Genomic DNA, 20,719 nt, shown 5'->3' on the forward strand with positions numbered 1-20,719 from the left:
TTGTGGCGGTCAGAAAACTTCTTTTGGCATTAGCTTGAACAAAAATCTGTTTTTTCATAGAACTTTTGACACTACCATGAAGCTAATACCCTTTTTAAGATTTACTACTTGGTTAAAAGACAATCACTTTTTATTTCTTTTAGACGCCCCAATTCCAGCCCCAAGCGCAATACCGATTCCAAGCCCTAAAGCAAGATTATCAAAAAGCAAACCGAAAACTACCCCCAATGCTGTCCCTATACATATTCCAGTTCCTATTGCTTCCTGGTTTTTTTTATCCAAAAGGATATACCTTCTTTCATCAAAATTATTGATTATAACTTTTATACGAATGGCATATTTTTTGGTTTCATTATCTTGTCCCTATAGATTTATAACAAAAAAAATCCCGTATTTTTTTGTACAGGATTTTAAACTTTATATATAGGTTTAACTTTATTTCCAAACCACTTCAACATTAAAATAAGTCTATCAACCATTATAAATTTATACATCTTCAATCTTTTGCTCTGCAGTTGATTCTGCTAGAAACAAAGATTGTCCCATTGAAATGAATAAGGGCTTCTAGATGCCTAATTCCTGAGAAATTCTGTTTTGCAACTCACTTTTGTTTCTAAAGACTTCAATAATCCACATCCATAGCATATGTCCTAGAGCTTCAGATAAATGTTCAGAAAACGGTTGATTCCACATTGCAGGGACTGTACCCAAAGCAGGCATAATAATAAGATGAAATGCAATCCACATAAATAATCCAAATACGATTCCTTGGCCCCACTTAATTTTAGGGTAATATTCAGCCAAAACACAATACAATATTGCTACTCCTATGGAAAAAGAAAAGTGAATAATTAGGCTCACCCAAGGTACTTCAATCCCTGAATACATATATGTTAAATGTGTAATATCTGATGGTACCCCCATTTGCTGCAAAAGTTCCTGTGGAGGATTTGTCAAATTTCTTTCTATTGTTCTAGGGGGAAGAAGGATCTCCCATCCTAATTTAACAATTCCTGATATTAAACCTCCGATAATCCCAACAATAATAGCAGTAGAAACATTACTTTTAGAAGTTAAACTTTTACTAGACATATAATACTTCCTTCTTTTTTAGAATTTTAAATAAATGAATTATCCACTTTGTGCACTTATTCACATGGAGAATTTTACACCTAAATGAGAAGTAATCAATATACATTATGTGACAATAAAGTGTCACTTAATTACTTGATCAATACCTTATACAGTTGCCAATTGAAAAATGATTTGTAGATTTCAATGAAGTTAAATCAAATTAAACCCTAAAAATTCTCGATAAATGAACAAATAAAAAAAGCATATTTTGAAAAAAGATTGATCAAAACATGCTTCTTATTAACATGATAGACTTTGTACAAACGCCCCCAGTGGATATAAATCAAATGTTCTTAAAGCGAACTTTAATTATCTACTAAATAGTATGGGAATATCATTGGTGCATCTCCTCCAAATCATATGATCACACCCCTCACCCCAATAATCCTTCAGCAAATAATCAGGCTTGCCAAATTTCTTCTTCCATATCTTCTGTGCATTAGTATATCCACTATCTAAACAAAATTCTTTGATGCCCCTATTCAGCAAGGTCAGAAACATTACATTTAAAAGTAAAGACCCTATACCAAGTCTTTGATAATCTGGAAGTACAAAAACAGTTCCTATCTCATACAATTCTTTCAAGGCTCCATTTGTGCAAGTATTAATCAATTCACTTGCAGGACCATATTCAATTGTACCGATAACTTTATTACAATTTTTATCTAAAGCTATCAAAAAATATCGATTTTTCCCATTGCTATCAAAATCACATTTCAAGTATTGTTTCTTATTTTCAATTTCATTTTCTATATCATCAATCAAATCCGATAAACCTTCTCTAGCAAACGTATCGTTAATGACAGTACAAAAAAAATGATGTAGCTCTTCATTGTCCTCAATTCGTGGTCTTCTTATCTCAACGTTATACACTCAAAATCACACCTTGATCGTTTAAAAACTTATTTTTTTCAATCCCAAGACTATTACCAACTAGTATAACTTTTCTTCAAAATATTCAAAATTTCCTTTGTAAATAAAAACCTGCACCCGCTGTCAATAAGAAAAGAAAAATCCTGCATTTTCACAACAGGATTTTGATCAAACTTTTTTACAAATTATCAATCTTTATTATAAACGATCAGACTTTATTATAAAATTATCAATCTTTATTTCGCTTACCAAGCGTATACTTCAGGCGTCTCTCCCCCAGGTCCAGGAAAGATTTCATTCAATTCGCGGAGCAAGTCCTCTTCCAGACTGATTTCAACCGCTCTGATGACGTCCCGTAGTTGCTCTACTGTTCTCGGTCCAATAATTGGTGCCGTCAAAACTGGATTTGCCAGCAACCACGCCAAAGCGACGTTGGCTTCTTTCTCCCCTAGTTCCTTGCATAAAGCCGAAAATCTCTCAAGCTGTGAACGGTGCTTTTCGATTAAATCTGCTCTTTTAGCTGTTCGAGCTCCGGCATCATCTTTCAGCGCATGGCCTCCGAGAAGCCCTCCTGCAATGGGGCTCCAAGCGACTACACCTAAACCAATGTCTCGGGCTGCCGGCAGCACCTCCATCTCAGCTGTTCGCTCTAATAAACTATACTTATGCTGTTCGGTGACAAGTCCCATGAAATTCCGTTTCTCTGCTGCAGCTTGTGCCTTCACTAAATGCCAGCCTGCAAAGTTGCTAGATCCAATATAGTCGACTTTACCTGATCGAACCTGAGTCTCGAAAGCTTCCCATATTTCATCCCACGGTGTCCGCCGATCGATGTGATGCATTTGGTACAATTCTACATGATCTGTCTGTAACCGCCGCAGTGACCCCTCTAGATGGCGTCTGATCTTGTAAAGAGACAAGCCTCTCATATCGTTTGGTCCGTCATTCGGATCAGAAATAGGCTCGTACACTTTAGTCGCTAAAACGATTTTCTCTCGGCGTTGCTCCCCTTGTGAAAACCATTTTCCGATTATGCTCTCTGTCAAACCTGCGTTCTCTCCCCAGCCATAGATATTGGCAGTATCGAAAAAATTAATACCCGCATCGAGCGCTTCATCCATAATTCGGAACGCGGTCTTTTCATCTGTATCAACTCCAAAATTCATCGTACCTAAACACAAACGGCTAACCCGCAATCCAGTTCTTCCTAAAAAGGTATATTCCAAAACAAACCTCTCCCTCGTTATTTTTTGTAGCAGCTGCTAATATAGTTGGTTATCTTAACAAAACTTTTTGCCTTTTTCTTACGAAAACAAATTGTTCAACTACCCTATACCTTGCTGTTACTATATAGAGGACGAAATAAACTTGAAATGGACGCAAAATTATAAAAAAAATTAATAGGAGAATACTTAATTAAGGAAAAATGCCTTGCTCCTTACTGAAGCAAAGCACCTTTATACTTAATGATACACATTTTATATAATCTATTCTTACCAGAAAATAATACTCTCTTCTTCTTTACATAACGCGAATACTCAACTATTTTAAATTCACTGTTAACTCATAATCATAATAATAAGTATTAGGATTATATACAGTAAGATTTTTATCAAGAAGAATTCCATCAAACACAAGTACAGACTCCTTATCTTGTTGTAGTTCTTTGCTCTCTTCCAAATTTCTTATATATTCTTTTCCTTCCGAATCCTTCAATGTGAATGGTAGATAGTCACTTAATGGATAGTCTGATTGGTAATAAAAATAGGTCTTCCCTTCCTTCTCAACAACATTTGTAATCGTTAAAATTTTATTATTATCAATTGGGAGCTTTGTGCTTCCTATTTTATTAAGAGTAACCCCCTCCATTTTATATGATTTGTTTAAGCGATAAGGAATAATTGAAATGGAATTAACGGCTGTATTGTTATTTTCAAAGTTGCTAATACTTCGTTCTTTTCCTATATAGTGGCCTGCTACAGATCCACCAAGCCATTTTTTTGTTTCCCCTTTATCATCTTTAATAAGATAGTCTAAAAATGAATCTTTATCACTTGCAGTGCTTTGCAGATAAATTCGAATTGGTGTAACAACTGCTTTCTCTACTGCTATATCTGGTCCAATCTTACTAAAATCAGCATCTACTACTACTTCTTTAACATTTCCTTTTGCCTTTTCACTCTCAATAGGCAGTTTAAAACTCCACTTTCCTTCAATTTTCTCTTCTTCTCTTCCTAATTGATTTATATCAAATTCTAAATCAAATTTATCCGGAAGATTTGCTATATCAATTTGTTGGCCTTGAAGCGCTTTTTCATCATAATAATATTGGTCATTATTGATATTTTCTGAATTTATAGATTCAAAGCTACCTTTATTTAAAGAGAATACTGCAACACCTGTATATGTCTTCTTTTGATTATCTATAAATTGTCCATACTCTGTATCACTTGTTATATTTGTTTCTGAACCATTAGCTTTAATTATTGCATTATTCGGGAGAATTGAGGGCTTTTCTTGAAAAGCTTTACTACTATTTACTTTATATGCCACTAATAATTGATATCCATCAAAAATAGTACGAGTGATTTCTACCTTTACACCATTACTTATTTGAGTAGCAGAAGATTTTTCTGCTACTTTTTCGTAATTATCACTAAGCGAAAAATATTTCTGGATAGAAGCAACAAATGGTATGCTTTGTGCTAACGAATAATTATTACTTAAAATAAAACATAAAAAACTCATTGCCACTAGCGATGAAGCAACTAATATTTTTTTATTAGTCTGTTTTTTCTTTACGGTAAGATTTTGCAAAGTATCTTGAATCTTATCATTTATTCTTTCAGGAATTATTGTTCTTTCAACAGCAATTTTTTCTTTTATTTCATCATCAAAATCAGTATTCATTTATAATCCTCCTTCTGATTCATCGATTTTGAAAATCTTTTTTAATAATCCTCTTGCATTTGAAAGACGGGACCTTACTGTTCCTTCTGGTATTTTTAAAAGTTTAGATATTTCCTTTGTTGATAAATCCTCATAATAAAAAAGAACGGTTACTACTCTAAGTTCTTCCTTCAGTGTATAAACTGCATTAAATAAATCAATATTTGTATAGGTATCTTCCGATGCTACTTGAAAATCAGATAAGCTATCTAGTGCAATTATTTTCTTTTTTTCTTTTAATAGCGAATTACATTCATTAATAAGAATTCTAATTAACCAAGTCTTAAAGTAATTATTTTTCCTTAGACTTTTAATATTTTCATACGCCTTTAAAATTGTGATTTGTAAAGCATCCTCTATATCCGCTTCATTATGTAGCATAGCTTTAGCAACTCGATACAAGTTGATTTTATTTTGTTGAATTAAAGAAATAAATGCTTCTTTTTCTCCTTTCTTTGCTAATGAAACGATATCTTTACTTTTTTTTATCTTGCTATTCTTTAAAGCCAGTATTTTCAAACCCTTTCCTCCCTTCTCGTATATTAGATAAATAACCAACTAAAATTGTTCATTTTTTCTTAATAAGTTTTAAGAGTAAAAATAGAATACGCTCTATAAATAATCAAAGATTGTAAAACTTTCATTTAAATGTAGTTTATTTAAGAAGATGTTTTATTCACCAAGTATTTTTAGAACAACTTAACTACCACAATCTAGTCCTAATACTCCAAAAGCTACAGGTAATTAAACTTCTTTTATAAGTAAAAAAAGCCACCGTATTGGCAGCTGAATTCTCAAGTAATCGTAAGAAGCGTTTTATTGCATACTATCTAAATTACTTACTATATATGGAATAGCTTTATTAACATACAACCAATTTGATTCATTTGTCCTAAAAAACAACATTATTGGGAGAACCAATACTAATTGTCCATTGTTGAAGTAAATGTTGTATTAAAATTCTAATGTAAAAAATAATCAGTGTAATGGGGGGCTGAAGACAACTTGAGATATGAAAAAGGTTTTGTATGAATTTGAATTTTATTAGATTCAGATAAAAAAATATTCTTTATATTTAAATTGTATATTTATAGAACTTTTTATCAACCTTCATTACTGGGAATTTGGCTGGCAAATCTTCAAGTGTTATGCTCTGAAAACCGTTTTTTTCATAAAATCTATGGGCAGCTACAAATTGTAGTGTCGTTCCCAAATATATTCCCTGCATCTTTCTTTTCTTTGCCCAGTCTATAGCAGTATTTAATAAAAGTGAAGAAGTATTGAATATTTTTCCTCTATAATTTTGTGCTACAAACATCTTTCTTAATGCCACCTGGTCATTTTCAATGTCCAATAGAGCAACAGTGCCTACAACTCTATCATTATGAAGAGCTACCCAAATATTACCGTTATTCTTCTGATAGAAAATCTCTATATCAAGTAAATCAGGTTGGTCATCCTTTGATATTGGGATATTATATTCATTTTGCTGTATATGTAGGATTAAATCTATTATTTGAGATTGATACTCGCTACAATATTCTTTTACAACGATGTCGGTATTCATAAAATTCCACTCCTAGAAAAATTTTTATTAGAGTTTAATTATATCTAGTGATCTTGAGGCAATTCAATTTTACTGCACCCAAGAAAAACTGAAATACCTGCTCCATTTAAATAAGCATTTTGACATAAAAACACCCCTTTAGACAGCCATATCCAAAGGGGTAAAACGGTGCATCTTTTTTACAAACGAGATAACTTTGTCAAAAACGGTACATCTTTTTACCCAAAAACAATGATTCTGGCAACTAGATGTGGGGTACAAACTGTGTATCATTTAACTCGGTTCTTAAATTTAATGATTAAAAATATTAGCAAAACTAAATACAAACATGCAGTAAGAAACCAGGTTAGAAAGATTCCTATACCCATGCCAATATTAGCATCTTTGTATTGCTTAATCGTATCATCAATAACGACATATAACATAGGAGAAGCGCAAATTAAGTAGCAAAAGAAGAATACTGTACACTGCTTTTTGCTTTTCCTATTGCTTATTTTATAGAAAACTATAAAAGGGATGAGAAGTATTATAAGAGTAATAAGGACTAAAGCGACCAAGGATGTGTTCATTATAACACCTCAATTCAAGATTTATGGTAAAAGTTTAGTAAAATGTCGTGTCTGTCAATTCGACCATAGGAGCATAAATACTTTCAATTATTAAAAAATTAGAGAAAAGAATGCGCTAATTTTCCACTTAATTTCAAGTCTAATTCTAGTTACTATTACCTCACAATCTTGATAGAGTTTTTTTACACTAACTAAAATGCTAAATTATTTTTGCTTGATTAAAGTTACGAATAGGATGTCTACCACTCCCCGGGAATCTAGGAAAAACGGTTGATTCCACATTTTTGAACACAAAATCATTAACTAGTTAAAATACCATATTGTGATAATGACCTATTTTTCAATTGACAATCCTATTATACGATTTATTAGTCATCACGAAAACGAATCCATAAAACAGTGTGAAAAGAAGGATACAGACGAAAGTGCAACCAATCATCAGAGGAATATTATCCATATGGGCCATTGCTAATATTTTCGTTATCATTGGGAATGCCGCTGCAATATGAAGGATCGAGACAATAAGCGGCGAAAAGAATACAATAAGTACCTGATTGCGCAGTGTCTGCTTCCGTTCCCGTTCCCCCATACCTACTTTTTTTAGAATCTGAAATCTTTGTTTATCATCATAACCTTCGGAAATCTGTTTATAAAAAATGCTAATTGCCGTTTCTATCAACAGAATACTTGTGAGCGCAATACTAAAAAACAGTAAACCACCAAATGTGGCCATCATTCTATAGTGCTCAATGTATTTGCTCTCAATAGTTGCATCTCCTGTATTCCCGAAACAACAAAGAAATTCTTGCACTGATAAAAAATATGTTCCTTGCGGCGCAGAATTTTCAAAATCATGATGCTAACCGAAACAAACATCAGGTAAGTACCGATCACGACTAAAAGTACAGCATAAAAAAGTATATCTACCTGTTCTTCTAAACAAGGCTTTTGATATTACTGGTCTATGACAAATCATATTCAAATCTTATGACATTTTATGTTCAAAGTTGTGACAAAATATATTAAAATTCACAACAATGTGTAGCTTTGAAATAAAGTTTGAGTAAAAATACCTCGCAAACCCTTATTTTACGATAAATAAGAAGAATCCATTTTGAAAAAAGATTGATCAAAATGGATTCTTCTTTAGCAATTTAAGTTTGGTTTTTATAAAAAAGTTTGATCATTTTCTACCTGTGTTACTCTACAATCGGGCTGATTGTGGAATAAAGAAGTATATGTCTTTAGTTTCTTTTAAGTTAAATATTATTTTGTCAAAATACGCATTAACACAACCACATCTGGCAACCCATACTCTTCATCAACCTCATCCTGAGTGAGAAGACTGTTAATGATGGTAAAATACCAGGACAGCATCTTTCGGGGTTCCCCTGGCGAAAATTCGCCCGATTCTTGCCCTTTAACGAAGACAGGAACCAACAGATCAATCAGAACATTCGTGGAAAGTTCTTCAAAGATCTGAGTGACCTTTTCTGGGACATCTTCCGCCTTACGGGCCCGTTCAATTAGCATAAAGGCGTACTTATTGTTCTCATCAAGTATGTTTTCTGTCAAGTTTCTGATTTGTTCAAAGGGTGTTCCTGGTAAGTATTGAACATACTCGAGTTCCCTTCTCGCTTCTTCCATCAATTCTTGGACGAGCGTGATGAAAAGTTCCTTTTTAGAATTGAAATAGCGGTAAATTAGTCCTTCGCTAATACTTGCTTCCTTAGCGATCATGCTCGTTTTCGTTCCTGTGTACCCTCGACGAGCAAACACTTTAAGCGCCGCTTGCTTTATCTGTTCTCTGCGTTCGTCTCGGATTTGATCAAGCTGCTGTCTGTTTAATGGAGACAATCGTTCCAACCTCCAGATCTTTGAAAAATGTTATATTCATTGTACCATCAATCTAGTGAAATTATTGCTTCTACAATTAGTCGATAGACGTAGGGGCCAGCGGACGAACTCTCTTTATCAACTCCTCAAGGAACTGATCGGCACGGGCAAAACACGCAAGATGGCCAGCGTTCTTGATTAGAACAAATTCCTTGTGGGGAGCTTCAATCTCGTCGTAATATGCTTTAGCCAATTCAGTCGGCGTTAAAATATCTGTATCTCCTTGAAAAATAAAGATTGGCAGTTCAAACCGCATTCCAAGTTTTTTTAAGTCAAAATTCATTAATTCATCAAATAGGTGGTCAATGGAAAAACTCATACCTTTAAAGATATCAATCATATCATGTATTTTGTGTTCAGGAGAAGAGATCATAGATGGCAAAATTAGGTCTGTAATCATATTGGGAACATCCTTAATAGCTTTAACGATTAATCGATTCCTTTTGTCGAAGTCTTTGCGACTCCACCGGGACTGATCCGACCCCATTTTCTCAAGCAGCTGAACACCTTTCGTATTACCAACTGCACGGAGAGCATTGACTGTTAATTTGAAAAGATTTTGTGGATCCGGGACATTCTGATCTGTGCCGACATATGCATAAAAGAAATCTGGTCGAAGCTTTGCCATCATGACACCAATCAAGCTACCAACGGAGCTTCCGATTAAAATTACTTTTTGATGGCCGAGTTTATCGCGTAAGTATTCAGTCACCTCTATCCCATCCTGAGCGAGGCGATCGAAAGTGATAGTTCCGCTCCCATCTTTACCGTTATTGCGGAATGTCTTACCTGCGCCACGCTGATCCCAGTGAACGATAGTGAAGTGCTTCTCCCAAGAACGTAACAACGGGCTGAAGATAGAATACGTAGAACCCGGCCCACCATGGATAAACAACAAAACAGGATTATTTCGATCCTCGCCGCGTATAGTTATCCATTGATCGATACCTCCGATTTTAACGTAACTGCCTTCAACGATACTGTTCGTAATGTTGATCTGAAGTTCCTTGGCATTCTTACTCTGATTACGCTTTCGCAGAACTATTTCCCTCAGAATATTGGTTTTGCCCATTTGAACATACCTTCTTTCCTTAATTGATGAGTGAGTAACTCACTCATTATTAGAATGAAGTATTTTCAGGTATCTGTCAATGATAAATTTTCATCGTGAATATTCCAGAGAAGTTTTCTTTGTAGGGAAGGATACTATAGACTAGCTAAATCGAAAGTAGCATTTTCCGTATTAAAAAACACTTTCGAAACCAACATTTTCGGAGTGTTTTCGGTCACGAAAATCATGCTGCCGCTCATTCGAAAGTCGTCCTCTGGGCGTATTGTCAACTTGTCCAGTTCGCTAGGTTCATTAACATTAAACTGCGATCCGGGGTGGGTCGGTTATGCAAGTGCAGGCTTACTAGCGTACAATGCCTCAAAAACAGCCGTGACTGCTCTAACCATTCAATTTGCAACGTGAATTAAAAGAAGCGTCGATCAAAGTGAATTCAGCCGATTCGGGATATACGGCTACCGATCTTAATCAGCACCAGGGATATCGTACGGTTGAACAAGGGGCTTCCATCGCTACCCTATCCGCTGATGGACCAACTGGGCAATTTTTTGATGAAAATGGACCAGTACACTGGTAAATAAAAATACTTTGCCATCACATGTGACATTTTTTACCCAGGGAACTGGATACTTCCAATTCCCCTCTCATTGTACTCTTCATTATCATACTAAACACTCCTGCTCAATAGTTAAGTAAAATAAAAAACGGCTACCGAAGCAGCCATGTTACGCTAAGGACCCTACTATAGCTTTAAAATAAAGTTTAATCAAAAACGTTCAGCAAACCCATATTCTACGGCACAAAAAAAGAATCCATTTTGAAAAAAGATTGATCAAAATGGATTCTTTTCTTTTTGAATAAACCATTCCATTTTATAAAAAGTTTGATTATAAAATCACTTAGAATTCTTTAATCAAAAAGGAATGAAACGGTGCAACTTTTTTACAAACGGTATAACTTTCTTTAAAACGGTACATCTTTTTTTATAAACGGTACGATTTTATTTTAAATCAACACAATGATATACTCCTCTACCAAACCCTACTCAACCGTAACCGATTTCGCCAAATTTCTTGGTTTATCGACATCACAATCACGATGTAAGGCTGCGTAGTAGGCGATGAGTTGTAAAACTACTACAGAGATAAGGGGTGTTAATAGTTCGTGCACGCTTGGAAGGACAAAGCGATCTTCGTCGGTTTCTAAGCCTCTCATGGAGATGATGCATGGGTAGGCTCCACGCGCTGCGACCTCTTTGACGTTTCCTCGAATGCTTAGGTTGACACTTTCTTGTGTGGCTAATGCAATAACAGGGGTGCCTTCTTCAATTAAAGCAATGGTTCCGTGCTTTAATTCGCCGCCTGCAAAGCCTTCTGCTTGAATATATGAGATTTCTTTTAGCTTTAATGCTCCTTCTAGGCCGACATAAAAGTCGATTCCACGGCCGATGAAGAAGCAGTTGCGTGTAACAGTTAAGAACTCGTAAGCGATTTTTTCCATTTCTTCTTTTTCATTGCAAAGCATGACCATGGCGTTTGCAACGATTCCTAGTTCATGAACGAGGTTAAAGTTGAATTCCATGCCGCGGCTAGAAGCTGTTACTTCTGCTAAGATGGCTAATACAGCTAATTGAGCTGTATAGGCTTTTGTTGAAGCAACCGCGATTTCTGGTCCAGCATACAGAAGAAGGGTAAAATCGGCTTCACGAGATAGGGTAGATCCTGGCACATTTGTAACGGTGAGCGTAGGATAGCCCATTTCCTTTACATTCACTAGCACAGCGCGGCTATCGGCTGTTTCTCCGCTTTGTGAAATGAAAATGAATAATGGTTTTTCTGACAGCAATGGCATGTTATAGCCAAATTCACTTGCTACATGAACCTCTACAGGGATTTTCGCCATCTTTTCGAAAAATTGCTTTCCGACTAAACCAGCATGATAAGACGTACCAGCTGCAATGATATAAAGTCGATCGGCATCATTTATAGCATCAAGAATAGCAGGATCAATGGTTAATTCACCATGCTCATTTTGATACTTTTGAATGATTTTTCGAATCACAACCGGCTGTTCATCAATTTCCTTCAGCATATAATGCGGGTAGGTTCCTTTTTCAATATCGCTCGCATCAAGCTCTGCTGTAAAAGGAGCTCGCTCCATTTCATCTCCGCTTAAGTTTTGGATCGTAACCGATTCTTTAGTTACGATAACCATTTCTTTGTCCATTAATTCTACATATTGATCGGTTACCTGCAGCATAGCCATAGCGTCACTTGCTACAACATTGAAGTCCTGACCTAGACCGACTAGTAAAGGACTTTTATTTTTCGCAACATAAATCGTTTCACTGTTCTCTTCATCCAAAAGAGCAAGAGCATAGGATCCTTTTAAAAGCTGCAGCGTTTTTCGAAACGCTTCTTCTACACTTAAGTCTTCTTGAACAAAATGTTCGACTAGCTGTACGATAACTTCTGTGTCTGTATCACTTTTAAAAGAAACACCTTGCAAATATTCTCGTTTTAAGATGTCATAGTTTTCAATAACCCCATTATGAACAAGCGTGAAACGTCCAGATGTACTTTTATGTGGATGGGCATTTAATCTACTTGGTACACCATGTGTAGCCCAGCGAGTATGACCAATACCTGTGTGTGCAAAAACAGAACCATCTACGCCGCCTCGTAAATCAGCAATTCGTCCTTTTTCTTTAAAAATATGCACACCTTCTCCATTCATTAAAGCAATCCCTGCTGAATCGTACCCTCTATATTCAAGCTTTTCTAAGCCTTTTAGTAAAATTTCCTTTGAATCTTCATTTCCAATATATCCAACAATTCCGCACATACTTCTTTCCTCCAATTCTTTGGGGGCAAGAAGCCTTCTTTAGGGGCATACTTGCCCCCTTATCTCAAATGTCAAAAAATTAGCATACTCTTCCCTTTGTCCATTCAGTTGCCTAAATGATTTAAAGAAGAGCTCTGCGGCTGTGCTATTGCAACCGAGAGGCATCCGCCGAATTTTCGATAACCTCTTTCCTCGTCAACTAACCGATTTATCCGCTCGTATGGTTAGTTCAGGCGCTTCATAAAAACACTACTATCCTCCTTTTCTTTTCAAAATATGCTTCTGACATTATTTACAAAAGCATGCTTATCATACCCTAATTTGAACCGTTTCGTCAACTAAAAAGGGAAGGATACAATGCAGTGCTTGAACAAGCTATCCATTTCAACTCCTTTGAAACATCCTTTATTACCGACCGTAAGAAGGTATTATTTACCTCCCTATATAAAAATATGCATAAGGGCCCCTTTTTGTACCCTTATGCATGAACCAATTTCCTATTCTTCTTTTAATCCCATTTCCTCTTCCACAACCGCTGCAATGCGTGCAACGTAATTATCGCACAGCTCTTGAGTAGGGGCTTCAGCCATGACACGAACAAGTGGCTCTGTACCTGAAGGACGAACTAATATGCGGCCATTGCCATTCATTTCGTTTTCTACCTGTGTGATAATCGAACTTACTTTTTCATTATCTGTCACATGGTATTTATCCGTCACACGAATATTAACGAGCTTTTGCGGGTATTTTTTCATTTCACCAGCAAGCTCCGATAATGATTTTTTCGTTGCTTTCATAATGTTAATGAGCTGCAAGCCGGTTAATAATCCATCACCTGTCGTATTATAATCAAGGAAAATAATATGCCCGGATTGTTCTCCTCCAAGATTGTAGCCATTTTTCTTCATTTCTTCGACGACGTATCGATCGCCAACAGCCGTTTGGATACTTCCAATCCCCTGAGCATCCAGCCCTTTATAATAGCCTAAATTACTCATTACAGTAGATACCACTGTGTTTTCCTTGAGCCTGCTATGCTCTTTTAAATACTTAGCGCAAATATACATAATTTGATCGCCATCGACAACCTGTCCTTTTTCGTCAACTGCGATCAAACGATCTCCGTCTCCATCAAACGCAAGACCTACATCTGCTTGCTTTTCTAATAAAAACTTAGCTACTGCTTCAGGATGTGTGGACCCAACTCCATCATTTATATTTAAGCCGTTTGGAGAAGCACCCATTGTTGAAAGATCTGCATCTAAATCAGCAAATAAATAAGTGGCTAATGCTGAAGTTGCTCCATGTGCACAATCTAAAGCAATATGTATATCTGTAAAATCTTCATCTACTGTCTGCTTTAAATATTGAAGGTATTTTTGTCCACCCTCAAAGTAATCATTTACTTGCCCAAGCTCTGCACCAATTGGTCTTGGAAGCTCATCTTCTTCAAGATCAATCAATCTTTCAATTTCCTGCTCCTGTTCATCTGATAGCTTAAATCCATCTGGTCCGAAAAATTTGATTCCATTATCGGCGACAGGGTTATGAGAAGCAGAAATCATAACCCCTGCTTGTGCGCCGAGAGCTTTAGTTAAATACGCAACTCCGGGTGTCGAAATGACACCCAGCCTCATGACTTCCGCTCCAATAGATAATAAGCCTGCTACCAATGCACCTTCGAACATATGTCCTGAAATACGTGTATCACGCCCTATTAATACCTTTGGACGATTCTTATCTTTTGTAAGTACAAATCCTCCAAAACGCCCTAGCTTAAAAGCCAGCTCAGGCGTTAATTCGCTATTTGCAACTCCCCGTACTCCGTCGGTGCCAAAATATTTAGCCATTCCTTAATCGCTCCTTCTAATATAATCCTTTTCACTAAGCTTCTTTTTGAGAAATTGAAATACTGACCGTTTCCTTTGGAAGTGTCCATTTAATATTGGCTGGACCATTTACAACTATTTTCGTTTCATGCTGTCCGGCTTCCAAACCAGTTAGATTTACAATCAAAGCAAAATCTGAAGCTGTTAAATTTTTTACAACCGATTCATCCCCTGTAATATCTAGGTTCAACTTTCCATTAACTGGATCCCTAAAGGTCGCTACATAGTTATCGTTTAAACCTTGTATTTGTATAGGAATATTTGAAATGCTTTTATTCACTTGTGTCACTGGGTTAGATGTACCCGCATTTGGACTCGTACTTGCTTGAGTATCCGTCTGTTGAGTGACATTTACAGTGGCCTTTACAGTTTCTGGATCGACCGATGTAATACCGTCTGAAATAATGACTGGGAGTGTTAACTCGGTATCTGCATCAATATTACTGATATCTACTTCTACTCTTACATTCTGAGTTTTATCTAAAACCTCTTTTTTACCAGTTATTTTGGCGTCATCTACATTCAGTTTAATCGAATCAATACTTACTCCGGCTTTTGGAGTCCCTTTTTCAACGATTCTAATGGGCACCGTCTTGCTTGAGCTCTTAATAGGAATCGTCACTAACACTGAATTTGGTTGAACTATTACATCAAGTTTATTTAAATCTTTGTCTAAAACCGTGACGGCTGCATTTTGACTGACTGTTCGATTCGTAGCATTTCGAATATTTAGCGTTGCTTTTACGTAAGAAATCTGATCAATAACATTTTTTGCTCCAGTGATTTTTACCATGCCCGGATTTACGACCGGTGTTTCATAAATATATCCATCTTGAATCGCTCGACTATTAAATTCAGGTTCAACCTTGAATTCTTTTGTTACCTTTTCCTGAACATCTACTCGAACGGTATCCGGTTTAATGGTAACCTCTAATTTATCCGTTATATTTCTCGTTCTTAATTTGACCTTTTGATTACCAATTTCAGCTTTCGTTAAATCTACGTATACTTCAAAATTCTGCTGTATTTTGACTTGCTGAAGAAGGCTTTTGGGACCACTAATGTGAACATCCACTGTTTTAGGAATTCCTGAAACAGCAAGATTCTCTGTATCATAATAACCCTTAACCGGAACATTATGAATGGTTGTAGAATCTTGATCTCCCGGCACATAATTATCAGAAAGATCCTTACTTCCATCATATATGGAACTAAATAGCAGCAATGCAAGCAATAAAGCAACGATTTTCATAAACCAACTGCTATCAATTAATTTATCAATGAACTTATCCATTTTTCTTCCCCCTCCAATTCCACAGAGGTGATGAAGTCTGTTTTACTTTACTTTGTGATAATAATTCATTTGCAAGCATTTCCTTAAACACATCTAATTTTAAGTCGCGGAATAATTCCCCATTTTTGGTTAGAGAAACACTTCCTGTCTCTTCTGAAACAACCACTGTAATACTATCAGTCACCTCGCCAATCCCCATAGCTGCTCGGTGCCTTGTACCTAATTCCTTTGAAATAAAGGGCGATTCTGATAGCGGGAGATAGCAGGCTGCTGCTGCAACATAATTCTTTTGAATAATCACTGCTCCATCATGAAGCGGTGTATTCGGGATAAATATATTAATAAGCAACTCAGAAGAAATGAGTGAATTCAGCTGTATGCCTGTTTCAATATAATCACCCATGCCCGTTTCTCTTTCTATTGAAATTAACGCGCCAATTCTCCGTTTTGCCATATAATCAACAGCTTTGACAATCGAATCAACGACCCTTTCTTGACTTTCTTCCTCTGGTGTGCCGCTTCTTGAAAAGAACTTTCCTCTTCCTAATTGTTCAAGTGCTCTTCTTAGTTCTGGCTGGAATATAATAATAATCGCCAAAAATCCCCAATTTAGAATCTGTTTTGTTATCCATCCAAGCGTTTGTAAATCAAAGAGATCGCTGGCTAATTTTACAATTAATATAACAAATATACCTTTTAATAACTGAACGGCTTTTGTTCCTCGTATTATCGTAATAAGTTTATAAATAACATACCATACAAGGAGAATGTCTACAGTATTAGCTAAATACTTCAAAATAGGGAGATCTACAATTGACATTGTCCTTCCTCCAAAAATATATTTCAAAAGCAATATCGCTTCTATTTTCAAAATGTAACGTTTCCATTATAACATAAATTCAGATGTTTTTTCTTTCGCAATATATAATCTGACCTTGTTAGCAACGCTTAATAATATCATAACAATTCGTAAAATCAAAAAGTTTGCGTCGCAGATCAAAACACTTGAATTTTCTGGACTAGACGAGAAAAATAAAGAACTGTTATTCTTAATATACGCGAATAAGATAATAGTCTAATTTCAAAAACCATTGTTAGCATTTTAAAGAAGAGGTGTACTATGAGTCAGTATTGGAATCAATTAGTCAAAAAACTAGAACCTTACGTACCTGGAGAGCAGCCGAAGGATAAATCATATGTAAAATTAAATACAAATGAAAATCCATATCCTCCTTCTCCTTATGTACTAGAAGCCATCACACAAGCTGTTAATGATCAGCTGCGTTTATATCCTGATCCAAACTGTGATCAATTAAGAGAAACGATTGCCAAGCATTTTAAGCTATCCAGCAATCAAGTTTTTGTTGGCAATGGATCAGATGAGGTGCTAGGCTTTAGCTTCATGTCCTTCTTTTCTCCTGATCGTCCTGTATTGTTTGCCGACATTACATACAGCTTTTATAAGGTTTACGCGAATTTATGCGATTTAAATGTTAACCTCATTCCTCTTGATGATGACTTTAGTCTTCCCATGACTCCTTTTTGTGAGCCGAATGGGGGAGTGGTGATTCCAAATCCGAACGCTCCAACCGGTCAGCTTCTTCCTTTAACATCTATAAAAACGATTCTAGATGCAAATCCAGATAGCGTTGTAATAGTTGATGAAGCTTACGTTGATTTTGGAGGGGAATCCGCAGTTCCGTTAATACATGATTATCCCAATTTACTTGTCGTGCAAACACTTTCAAAATATAGTTCCCTTGCTGGAATTCGTGTTGGCTTTGCACTTGGCCACCCTGAATTAATAGATGGACTTAATCGATTAAAAAATTCCTTTAACTCCTATACAATTGATCGTTTAGCACTAGCCGGTGCTGTTGCAGCGATTGAAGATAACCAATATTTTCAGGAAACAGCTCAAAAAATCATGGCTACAAGAGAGCATACTACCGCTCAATTAAAAGAGCTTGGATTTTCTATCGTTCCATCGAAAGCGAATTTTATTTTTATTACTCATCCAGAAGTAGAAGCTGAATTTCTTTTTCATCAATTAAAAACCATGGGGATCCTCGTTCGATATTTTAATAAACCTAGAATATCGAACTATTTAAGAGTCACTATTGGTACTGATGAAGAAATGGAGCAATTTCTATCTGGAGTCAAAACAATCCTCCAAAGGACTTGATCTTTTCTTAAATCCCGTTTCGAGTTAGATAGATCGAATAAAATAAGCTCTGCTATTTTTGGCAGAGCTTTATTTTTAAATGATAAGAAGTATAAGCTTTTTGAAGGTAGACTAGTTTCTAGCTCAGACGTACAGGATGTACTAGTGCCGAAGAAGACCTAAGGTCGTGGCGTACTTAATCGGCGAGCACCCATCCCCGCTAGGCTTATACTGATCACGGATGTTCAAGGCGCTTCCTCTTTTCTTTTTAAGCATTTGCTTCTTTCCCGTTATCAAATATATTCATGACATTGGTCGCTGTCTTTTTAATATGGTACCAAAGCCACTCGAATACTTCGTTCACTTCTTTTATTTCTCCTGTTACCTTTCCAGCTGACGCCATGTATTTTTCACCATTAATAATGGTTACATTGCCGTCAACTTCACCTTCTATATGAAGCTTGCCATTTTGCACAATCACATCGCCCTTAACGACTTCCCCTTTGGGAACCGTAACCGTATCATTTTGTACGACGAGATTAGGCTGCTTAGATACAGAAAACTGTTGGTCTTCATTCCACATGGATAGCAGGCTGCCCATCATAAGAACAAGAAATAATGAGGCAGCAGTCATGACTGGATGATGCTTAAGCCATCTTTGAACGCCAACCTTCCTCTTTTCTTTTGGAAGCTTCGCCATAATATTTTCGGTAAAATTAGCTGGAGCTTGTATATGTGATGTACTTTGCACAAACGCAATGACTCTTTTTAACTCGTGAAAATAGGCATGACACTCCTTGCAATTTTGCAAGTGCATTCTCAGTTCTTTTTCATGATCAGCTGAGATCTCTTCATCTAAAAATTCATGCATTAATTCTACTATTCTGCCTGGACACTTCAATGTTTTCACCTTCTTTATTAAACATGTCGTAATTGGTTTCTCAGTGCCTCTCTTCCCCTATGAACCCTAGTCTTAACGGTGCCTAATGGAAGATCTAATATTTCACTGATTTCATTTAAAGAAAGCTCCTCGATATATTTCAATACGATAACCGATCGATATTTTTCTGGAAGCTTTGATATCTCTTTTTGAATGGTCTCTTGTAATTCTAAGCTTTCTACATCATCTTCTGGTAAGGAGGTTTCTGCCGCTATTTGAGAATACATAGTTAAACCTTCTGTCCCAGCCACTTCTGCATCTAAATAATAATCTGGTTTTTTCTTTCTTATTCGATCGATACATAAATTAGTAGCAATACGGAACAGCCAGGTTGAAAACTTCAAGTTTATATTGAAGCTGCTTATATTTACATATGCTCGAATAAATGCCTCCTGTGCAATATCTTCAGCTTCATGCCGATCCCCTAGCATTCGGAAACAAACTTGAAAAACCTTATCTTTATATATTTCGATGATTTCACCGAAAGCATTTTGGTCTCCTTTTAATACTTGCTTTATCCTTTTCTTTACAATAGCTTCCATTAATTATGACCTCCGCTCTAATGCGGCTATACGATATTACGAATCGATAGCAAGAAAGGTTTCATTTTTTTAAAGAAAAGTGCAAGCGCCCTTTTTAGCCTAAAGAAAAATGTTCCTTTCGCTCCAAAAACGTTTTTGGCTTTAGAAACATAGGGTTATTTTTTATAAGGGCTAGGCGCTGAATCGACACTCTGACTCTCTTTATTAATAGCAAAACATCCCGTTAAGTCCCGAAAGATCAAAATGTACATGCTATTTATTAAACCAATCTTTAAATCTTGAAAAAAAATACAATTATTATTATACTAACAAAAAATAGAATATTATGTTTAAAAATTTTCAATCATGGGAATAAAAATACTAAATTGAACTAAACCCTCTTCTTGTTTTATACTTTTTTACATAAGTAAAAACTCTATCATTCAAAAATTGCTCTCGTTTTCTATCTCGACATAAATAGGAAAATGAGAATAGAAATAGATAGGAAAATGAGGGATAAAATGTTGAAGGGTTGGTTCTATATGAGAGTTCATGAATTGTTAACTGAAATAGAAAAAAGTCGAAAAGAGATGGTAAGTTTAGCCTCTCAACATTCATTTTCCCATCAACAAGTCGTTGAAGCAAGTACAAAATTGGATCATTTGTTAAACAAATATTACTTATTAATAAAAAAATAGGGAATGAAGGATCTATCTATCAAATCCTTCATTCCCTATTTTCTTACTCTATAATGCTAAATCCAAATAATATTTAAATTATTTAGGAAATAAAAAAGACCTTAGGAATGATTTATTCCTAAGATCTAATATGAGCCATGCAGGATTCGAACCTGCGACCCTCTGATTAAAAGTCAGATGCTCTACCAACTGAGCTAATGGCTCACTTTGATTTCCTTGCTGAACATACAGCAAAAAATGGCTGGGCTAGCTGGATTCGAACCAGCGCATGACGGAGTCAAAGTCCGTTGCCTTACCGCTTGGCTATAGCCC

The 20,719-nt window shown here is 35.9% G+C and carries 20 protein-coding genes and 1 tRNA gene; 4 read left to right on the forward strand and 17 right to left on the reverse strand.

The window, feature by feature from the left end; all coding sequences use genetic code 11:
• Positions 1 to 123: 123 nt before the first annotated feature.
• The 10 genes from FDO66_RS21050 to FDO66_RS20075 form a co-directional block, all read right to left on the reverse strand.
• A complete protein-coding gene (locus FDO66_RS21050; protein WP_181444684.1) occupies positions 124 to 282 on the reverse strand; it encodes a glycine zipper domain-containing protein in 159 nt (52 codons plus the stop codon).
• A gap of 282 nt (positions 283 to 564) precedes the next feature.
• Positions 565 to 1,092 (reverse strand): YagU family protein, encoded by a 528-nt coding sequence (locus FDO66_RS20025; protein WP_141434427.1) that lies wholly within the window; start codon positions 1,090 to 1,092, stop codon positions 565 to 567.
• Positions 1,093 to 1,443: 351 nt separating this feature from the next.
• Entirely contained in the window at positions 1,444 to 2,007 is a 564-nt protein-coding gene (locus FDO66_RS20030; RefSeq protein WP_141434428.1) for a GNAT family N-acetyltransferase, read from the reverse strand.
• 245 nt (positions 2,008 to 2,252) lie between these two features.
• On the reverse strand, positions 2,253 to 3,233 hold the full coding sequence (locus FDO66_RS20035) for an aldo/keto reductase (RefSeq protein ID WP_141434429.1): 981 nt from the start codon (positions 3,231 to 3,233) through the stop codon (positions 2,253 to 2,255).
• Between the two features lie 316 nt (positions 3,234 to 3,549).
• A complete protein-coding gene (locus FDO66_RS20040; protein WP_141434430.1) occupies positions 3,550 to 4,917 on the reverse strand; it encodes a DUF4179 domain-containing protein in 1,368 nt (455 codons plus the stop codon).
• Positions 4,918 to 5,475, reverse strand: coding sequence for a sigma-70 family RNA polymerase sigma factor (locus FDO66_RS20045; RefSeq protein ID WP_141434431.1), 558 nt, complete (start codon positions 5,473 to 5,475; stop codon positions 4,918 to 4,920). It abuts the gene before it with no gap.
• A gap of 556 nt (positions 5,476 to 6,031) precedes the next feature.
• Positions 6,032 to 6,523 (reverse strand): GNAT family N-acetyltransferase, encoded by a 492-nt coding sequence (locus tag FDO66_RS20050; protein WP_141434432.1) that lies wholly within the window; start codon positions 6,521 to 6,523, stop codon positions 6,032 to 6,034.
• Between the two features lie 909 nt (positions 6,524 to 7,432).
• Positions 7,433 to 7,828 carry an FtsX-like permease family protein gene (locus tag FDO66_RS20060; RefSeq protein ID WP_141434434.1) on the reverse strand — a complete coding sequence of 132 codons (396 nt, stop codon included), beginning with the start codon at positions 7,826 to 7,828 and terminating at the stop codon, positions 7,433 to 7,435.
• Positions 7,829 to 8,358: 530 nt separating this feature from the next.
• Positions 8,359 to 8,949, reverse strand: coding sequence for a TetR/AcrR family transcriptional regulator (locus tag FDO66_RS20070; RefSeq protein WP_141434435.1), 591 nt, complete (start codon positions 8,947 to 8,949; stop codon positions 8,359 to 8,361).
• A gap of 76 nt (positions 8,950 to 9,025) precedes the next feature.
• Positions 9,026 to 10,060: an alpha/beta fold hydrolase gene (locus FDO66_RS20075; RefSeq protein ID WP_141434436.1), complete on the reverse strand. Its 1,035-nt coding sequence runs from the start codon at positions 10,058 to 10,060 to the stop codon at positions 9,026 to 9,028.
• 204 nt (positions 10,061 to 10,264) lie between these two features.
• Between FDO66_RS20075 and FDO66_RS21360 the strand changes: the two genes are divergently transcribed.
• Together FDO66_RS21360 and FDO66_RS21365 are read left to right on the forward strand one after the other, a co-directional pair.
• A complete protein-coding gene (locus tag FDO66_RS21360; protein ID WP_258535809.1) occupies positions 10,265 to 10,462 on the forward strand; it encodes a hypothetical protein in 198 nt (65 codons plus the stop codon).
• Positions 10,463 to 10,484: 22 nt separating this feature from the next.
• The gene (locus FDO66_RS21365; RefSeq protein WP_258535810.1) at positions 10,485 to 10,634 is read left to right on the forward strand and encodes a Rossmann-fold NAD(P)-binding domain-containing protein; all 150 of its coding nucleotides are present in this window, start codon (positions 10,485 to 10,487) and stop codon (positions 10,632 to 10,634) included.
• 464 nt (positions 10,635 to 11,098) lie between these two features.
• On the opposite strand, the gene glmS is transcribed toward FDO66_RS21365, so the two are convergent.
• From glmS to cdaA, 4 genes are all read right to left on the reverse strand, one after another.
• Positions 11,099 to 12,901, reverse strand: coding sequence for a glutamine--fructose-6-phosphate transaminase (isomerizing) (gene glmS / locus FDO66_RS20085; protein ID WP_141434437.1), 1,803 nt, complete (start codon positions 12,899 to 12,901; stop codon positions 11,099 to 11,101).
• A 497-nt stretch (positions 12,902 to 13,398) separates the two neighbouring features.
• Positions 13,399 to 14,751 (reverse strand): phosphoglucosamine mutase, encoded by a 1,353-nt coding sequence (gene glmM, locus FDO66_RS20090; RefSeq protein WP_141434438.1) that lies wholly within the window; start codon positions 14,749 to 14,751, stop codon positions 13,399 to 13,401.
• A gap of 34 nt (positions 14,752 to 14,785) precedes the next feature.
• Positions 14,786 to 16,084: a CdaR family protein gene (locus tag FDO66_RS20095; protein WP_141434439.1), complete on the reverse strand. Its 1,299-nt coding sequence runs from the start codon at positions 16,082 to 16,084 to the stop codon at positions 14,786 to 14,788.
• Positions 16,077 to 16,904 carry a diadenylate cyclase CdaA gene (gene cdaA / locus FDO66_RS20100; protein ID WP_141434440.1) on the reverse strand — a complete coding sequence of 276 codons (828 nt, stop codon included), beginning with the start codon at positions 16,902 to 16,904 and terminating at the stop codon, positions 16,077 to 16,079. Before cdaA ends, FDO66_RS20095 begins: the two co-directional genes overlap by 8 nt.
• Before the next feature lie 300 nt (positions 16,905 to 17,204).
• On the opposite strand from cdaA, the gene hisC reads away from it, so the two are divergent.
• Entirely contained in the window at positions 17,205 to 18,269 is a 1,065-nt protein-coding gene (hisC, locus tag FDO66_RS20105; RefSeq protein ID WP_141434441.1) for a histidinol-phosphate transaminase, read from the forward strand.
• Positions 18,270 to 18,516: 247 nt separating this feature from the next.
• Here hisC and FDO66_RS20110 read toward each other — a convergent pair whose 3' ends face one another.
• Together FDO66_RS20110 and sigW are read right to left on the reverse strand one after the other, a co-directional pair.
• Positions 18,517 to 19,149 (reverse strand): anti-sigma factor family protein, encoded by a 633-nt coding sequence (locus tag FDO66_RS20110; protein ID WP_141434442.1) that lies wholly within the window; start codon positions 19,147 to 19,149, stop codon positions 18,517 to 18,519.
• 17 nt (positions 19,150 to 19,166) lie between these two features.
• Positions 19,167 to 19,730: an RNA polymerase sigma factor SigW gene (gene sigW, locus FDO66_RS20115; protein ID WP_141434443.1), complete on the reverse strand. Its 564-nt coding sequence runs from the start codon at positions 19,728 to 19,730 to the stop codon at positions 19,167 to 19,169.
• Between the two features lie 521 nt (positions 19,731 to 20,251).
• Between sigW and FDO66_RS20120 the strand changes: the two genes are divergently transcribed.
• Entirely contained in the window at positions 20,252 to 20,407 is a 156-nt protein-coding gene (locus tag FDO66_RS20120) for an aspartyl-phosphate phosphatase Spo0E family protein (RefSeq protein ID WP_141434444.1), read from the forward strand.
• Positions 20,408 to 20,538: 131 nt separating this feature from the next.
• Here the strand turns inward: FDO66_RS20120 and FDO66_RS20125 are convergent.
• Positions 20,539 to 20,611 (reverse strand) — tRNA-Lys (locus FDO66_RS20125).
• Between the last annotated feature and the right edge of the window lie 108 nt (positions 20,612 to 20,719).

Origin of the sequence: Bacillus sp. 03113, assembly GCF_006546985.1 — a bacterium.
GTDB lineage: Bacteria > Bacillota > Bacilli > Bacillales > Cytobacillaceae > VATK01.

Bases quoted from the DNA above. Each gene is read 5' to 3' on its own strand.
- glmS (WP_141434437.1), bottom strand. From the start codon at position 12,901: ATGTGCGGAATTGTTGGATATATTGGAAATGAAGATTCAAAGGAAATT.
- sigW (WP_141434443.1), bottom strand. From the start codon at position 19,730: ATGGAAGCTATTGTAAAGAAAAGGATAAAGCAAGTATTAAAAGGAGAC.
- hisC (WP_141434441.1), top strand. From the start codon at position 17,205: ATGAGTCAGTATTGGAATCAATTAGTCAAAAAACTAGAACCTTACGTA.
- FDO66_RS20050 (WP_141434432.1), bottom strand. From the start codon at position 6,523: ATGAATACCGACATCGTTGTAAAAGAATATTGTAGCGAGTATCAATCT.
- FDO66_RS20040 (WP_141434430.1), bottom strand. From the start codon at position 4,917: ATGAATACTGATTTTGATGATGAAATAAAAGAAAAAATTGCTGTTGAA.
- glmM (WP_141434438.1), bottom strand. From the start codon at position 14,751: ATGGCTAAATATTTTGGCACCGACGGAGTACGGGGAGTTGCAAATAGC.
- FDO66_RS20075 (WP_141434436.1), bottom strand. From the start codon at position 10,060: ATGGGCAAAACCAATATTCTGAGGGAAATAGTTCTGCGAAAGCGTAAT.
- FDO66_RS20060 (WP_141434434.1), bottom strand. From the start codon at position 7,828: ATGATGGCCACATTTGGTGGTTTACTGTTTTTTAGTATTGCGCTCACA.
- FDO66_RS20025 (WP_141434427.1), bottom strand. From the start codon at position 1,092: ATGTCTAGTAAAAGTTTAACTTCTAAAAGTAATGTTTCTACTGCTATT.
- FDO66_RS20120 (WP_141434444.1), top strand. From the start codon at position 20,252: ATGAGAGTTCATGAATTGTTAACTGAAATAGAAAAAAGTCGAAAAGAG.
- cdaA (WP_141434440.1), bottom strand. From the start codon at position 16,904: ATGTCAATTGTAGATCTCCCTATTTTGAAGTATTTAGCTAATACTGTA.
- FDO66_RS20095 (WP_141434439.1), bottom strand. From the start codon at position 16,084: ATGGATAAGTTCATTGATAAATTAATTGATAGCAGTTGGTTTATGAAA.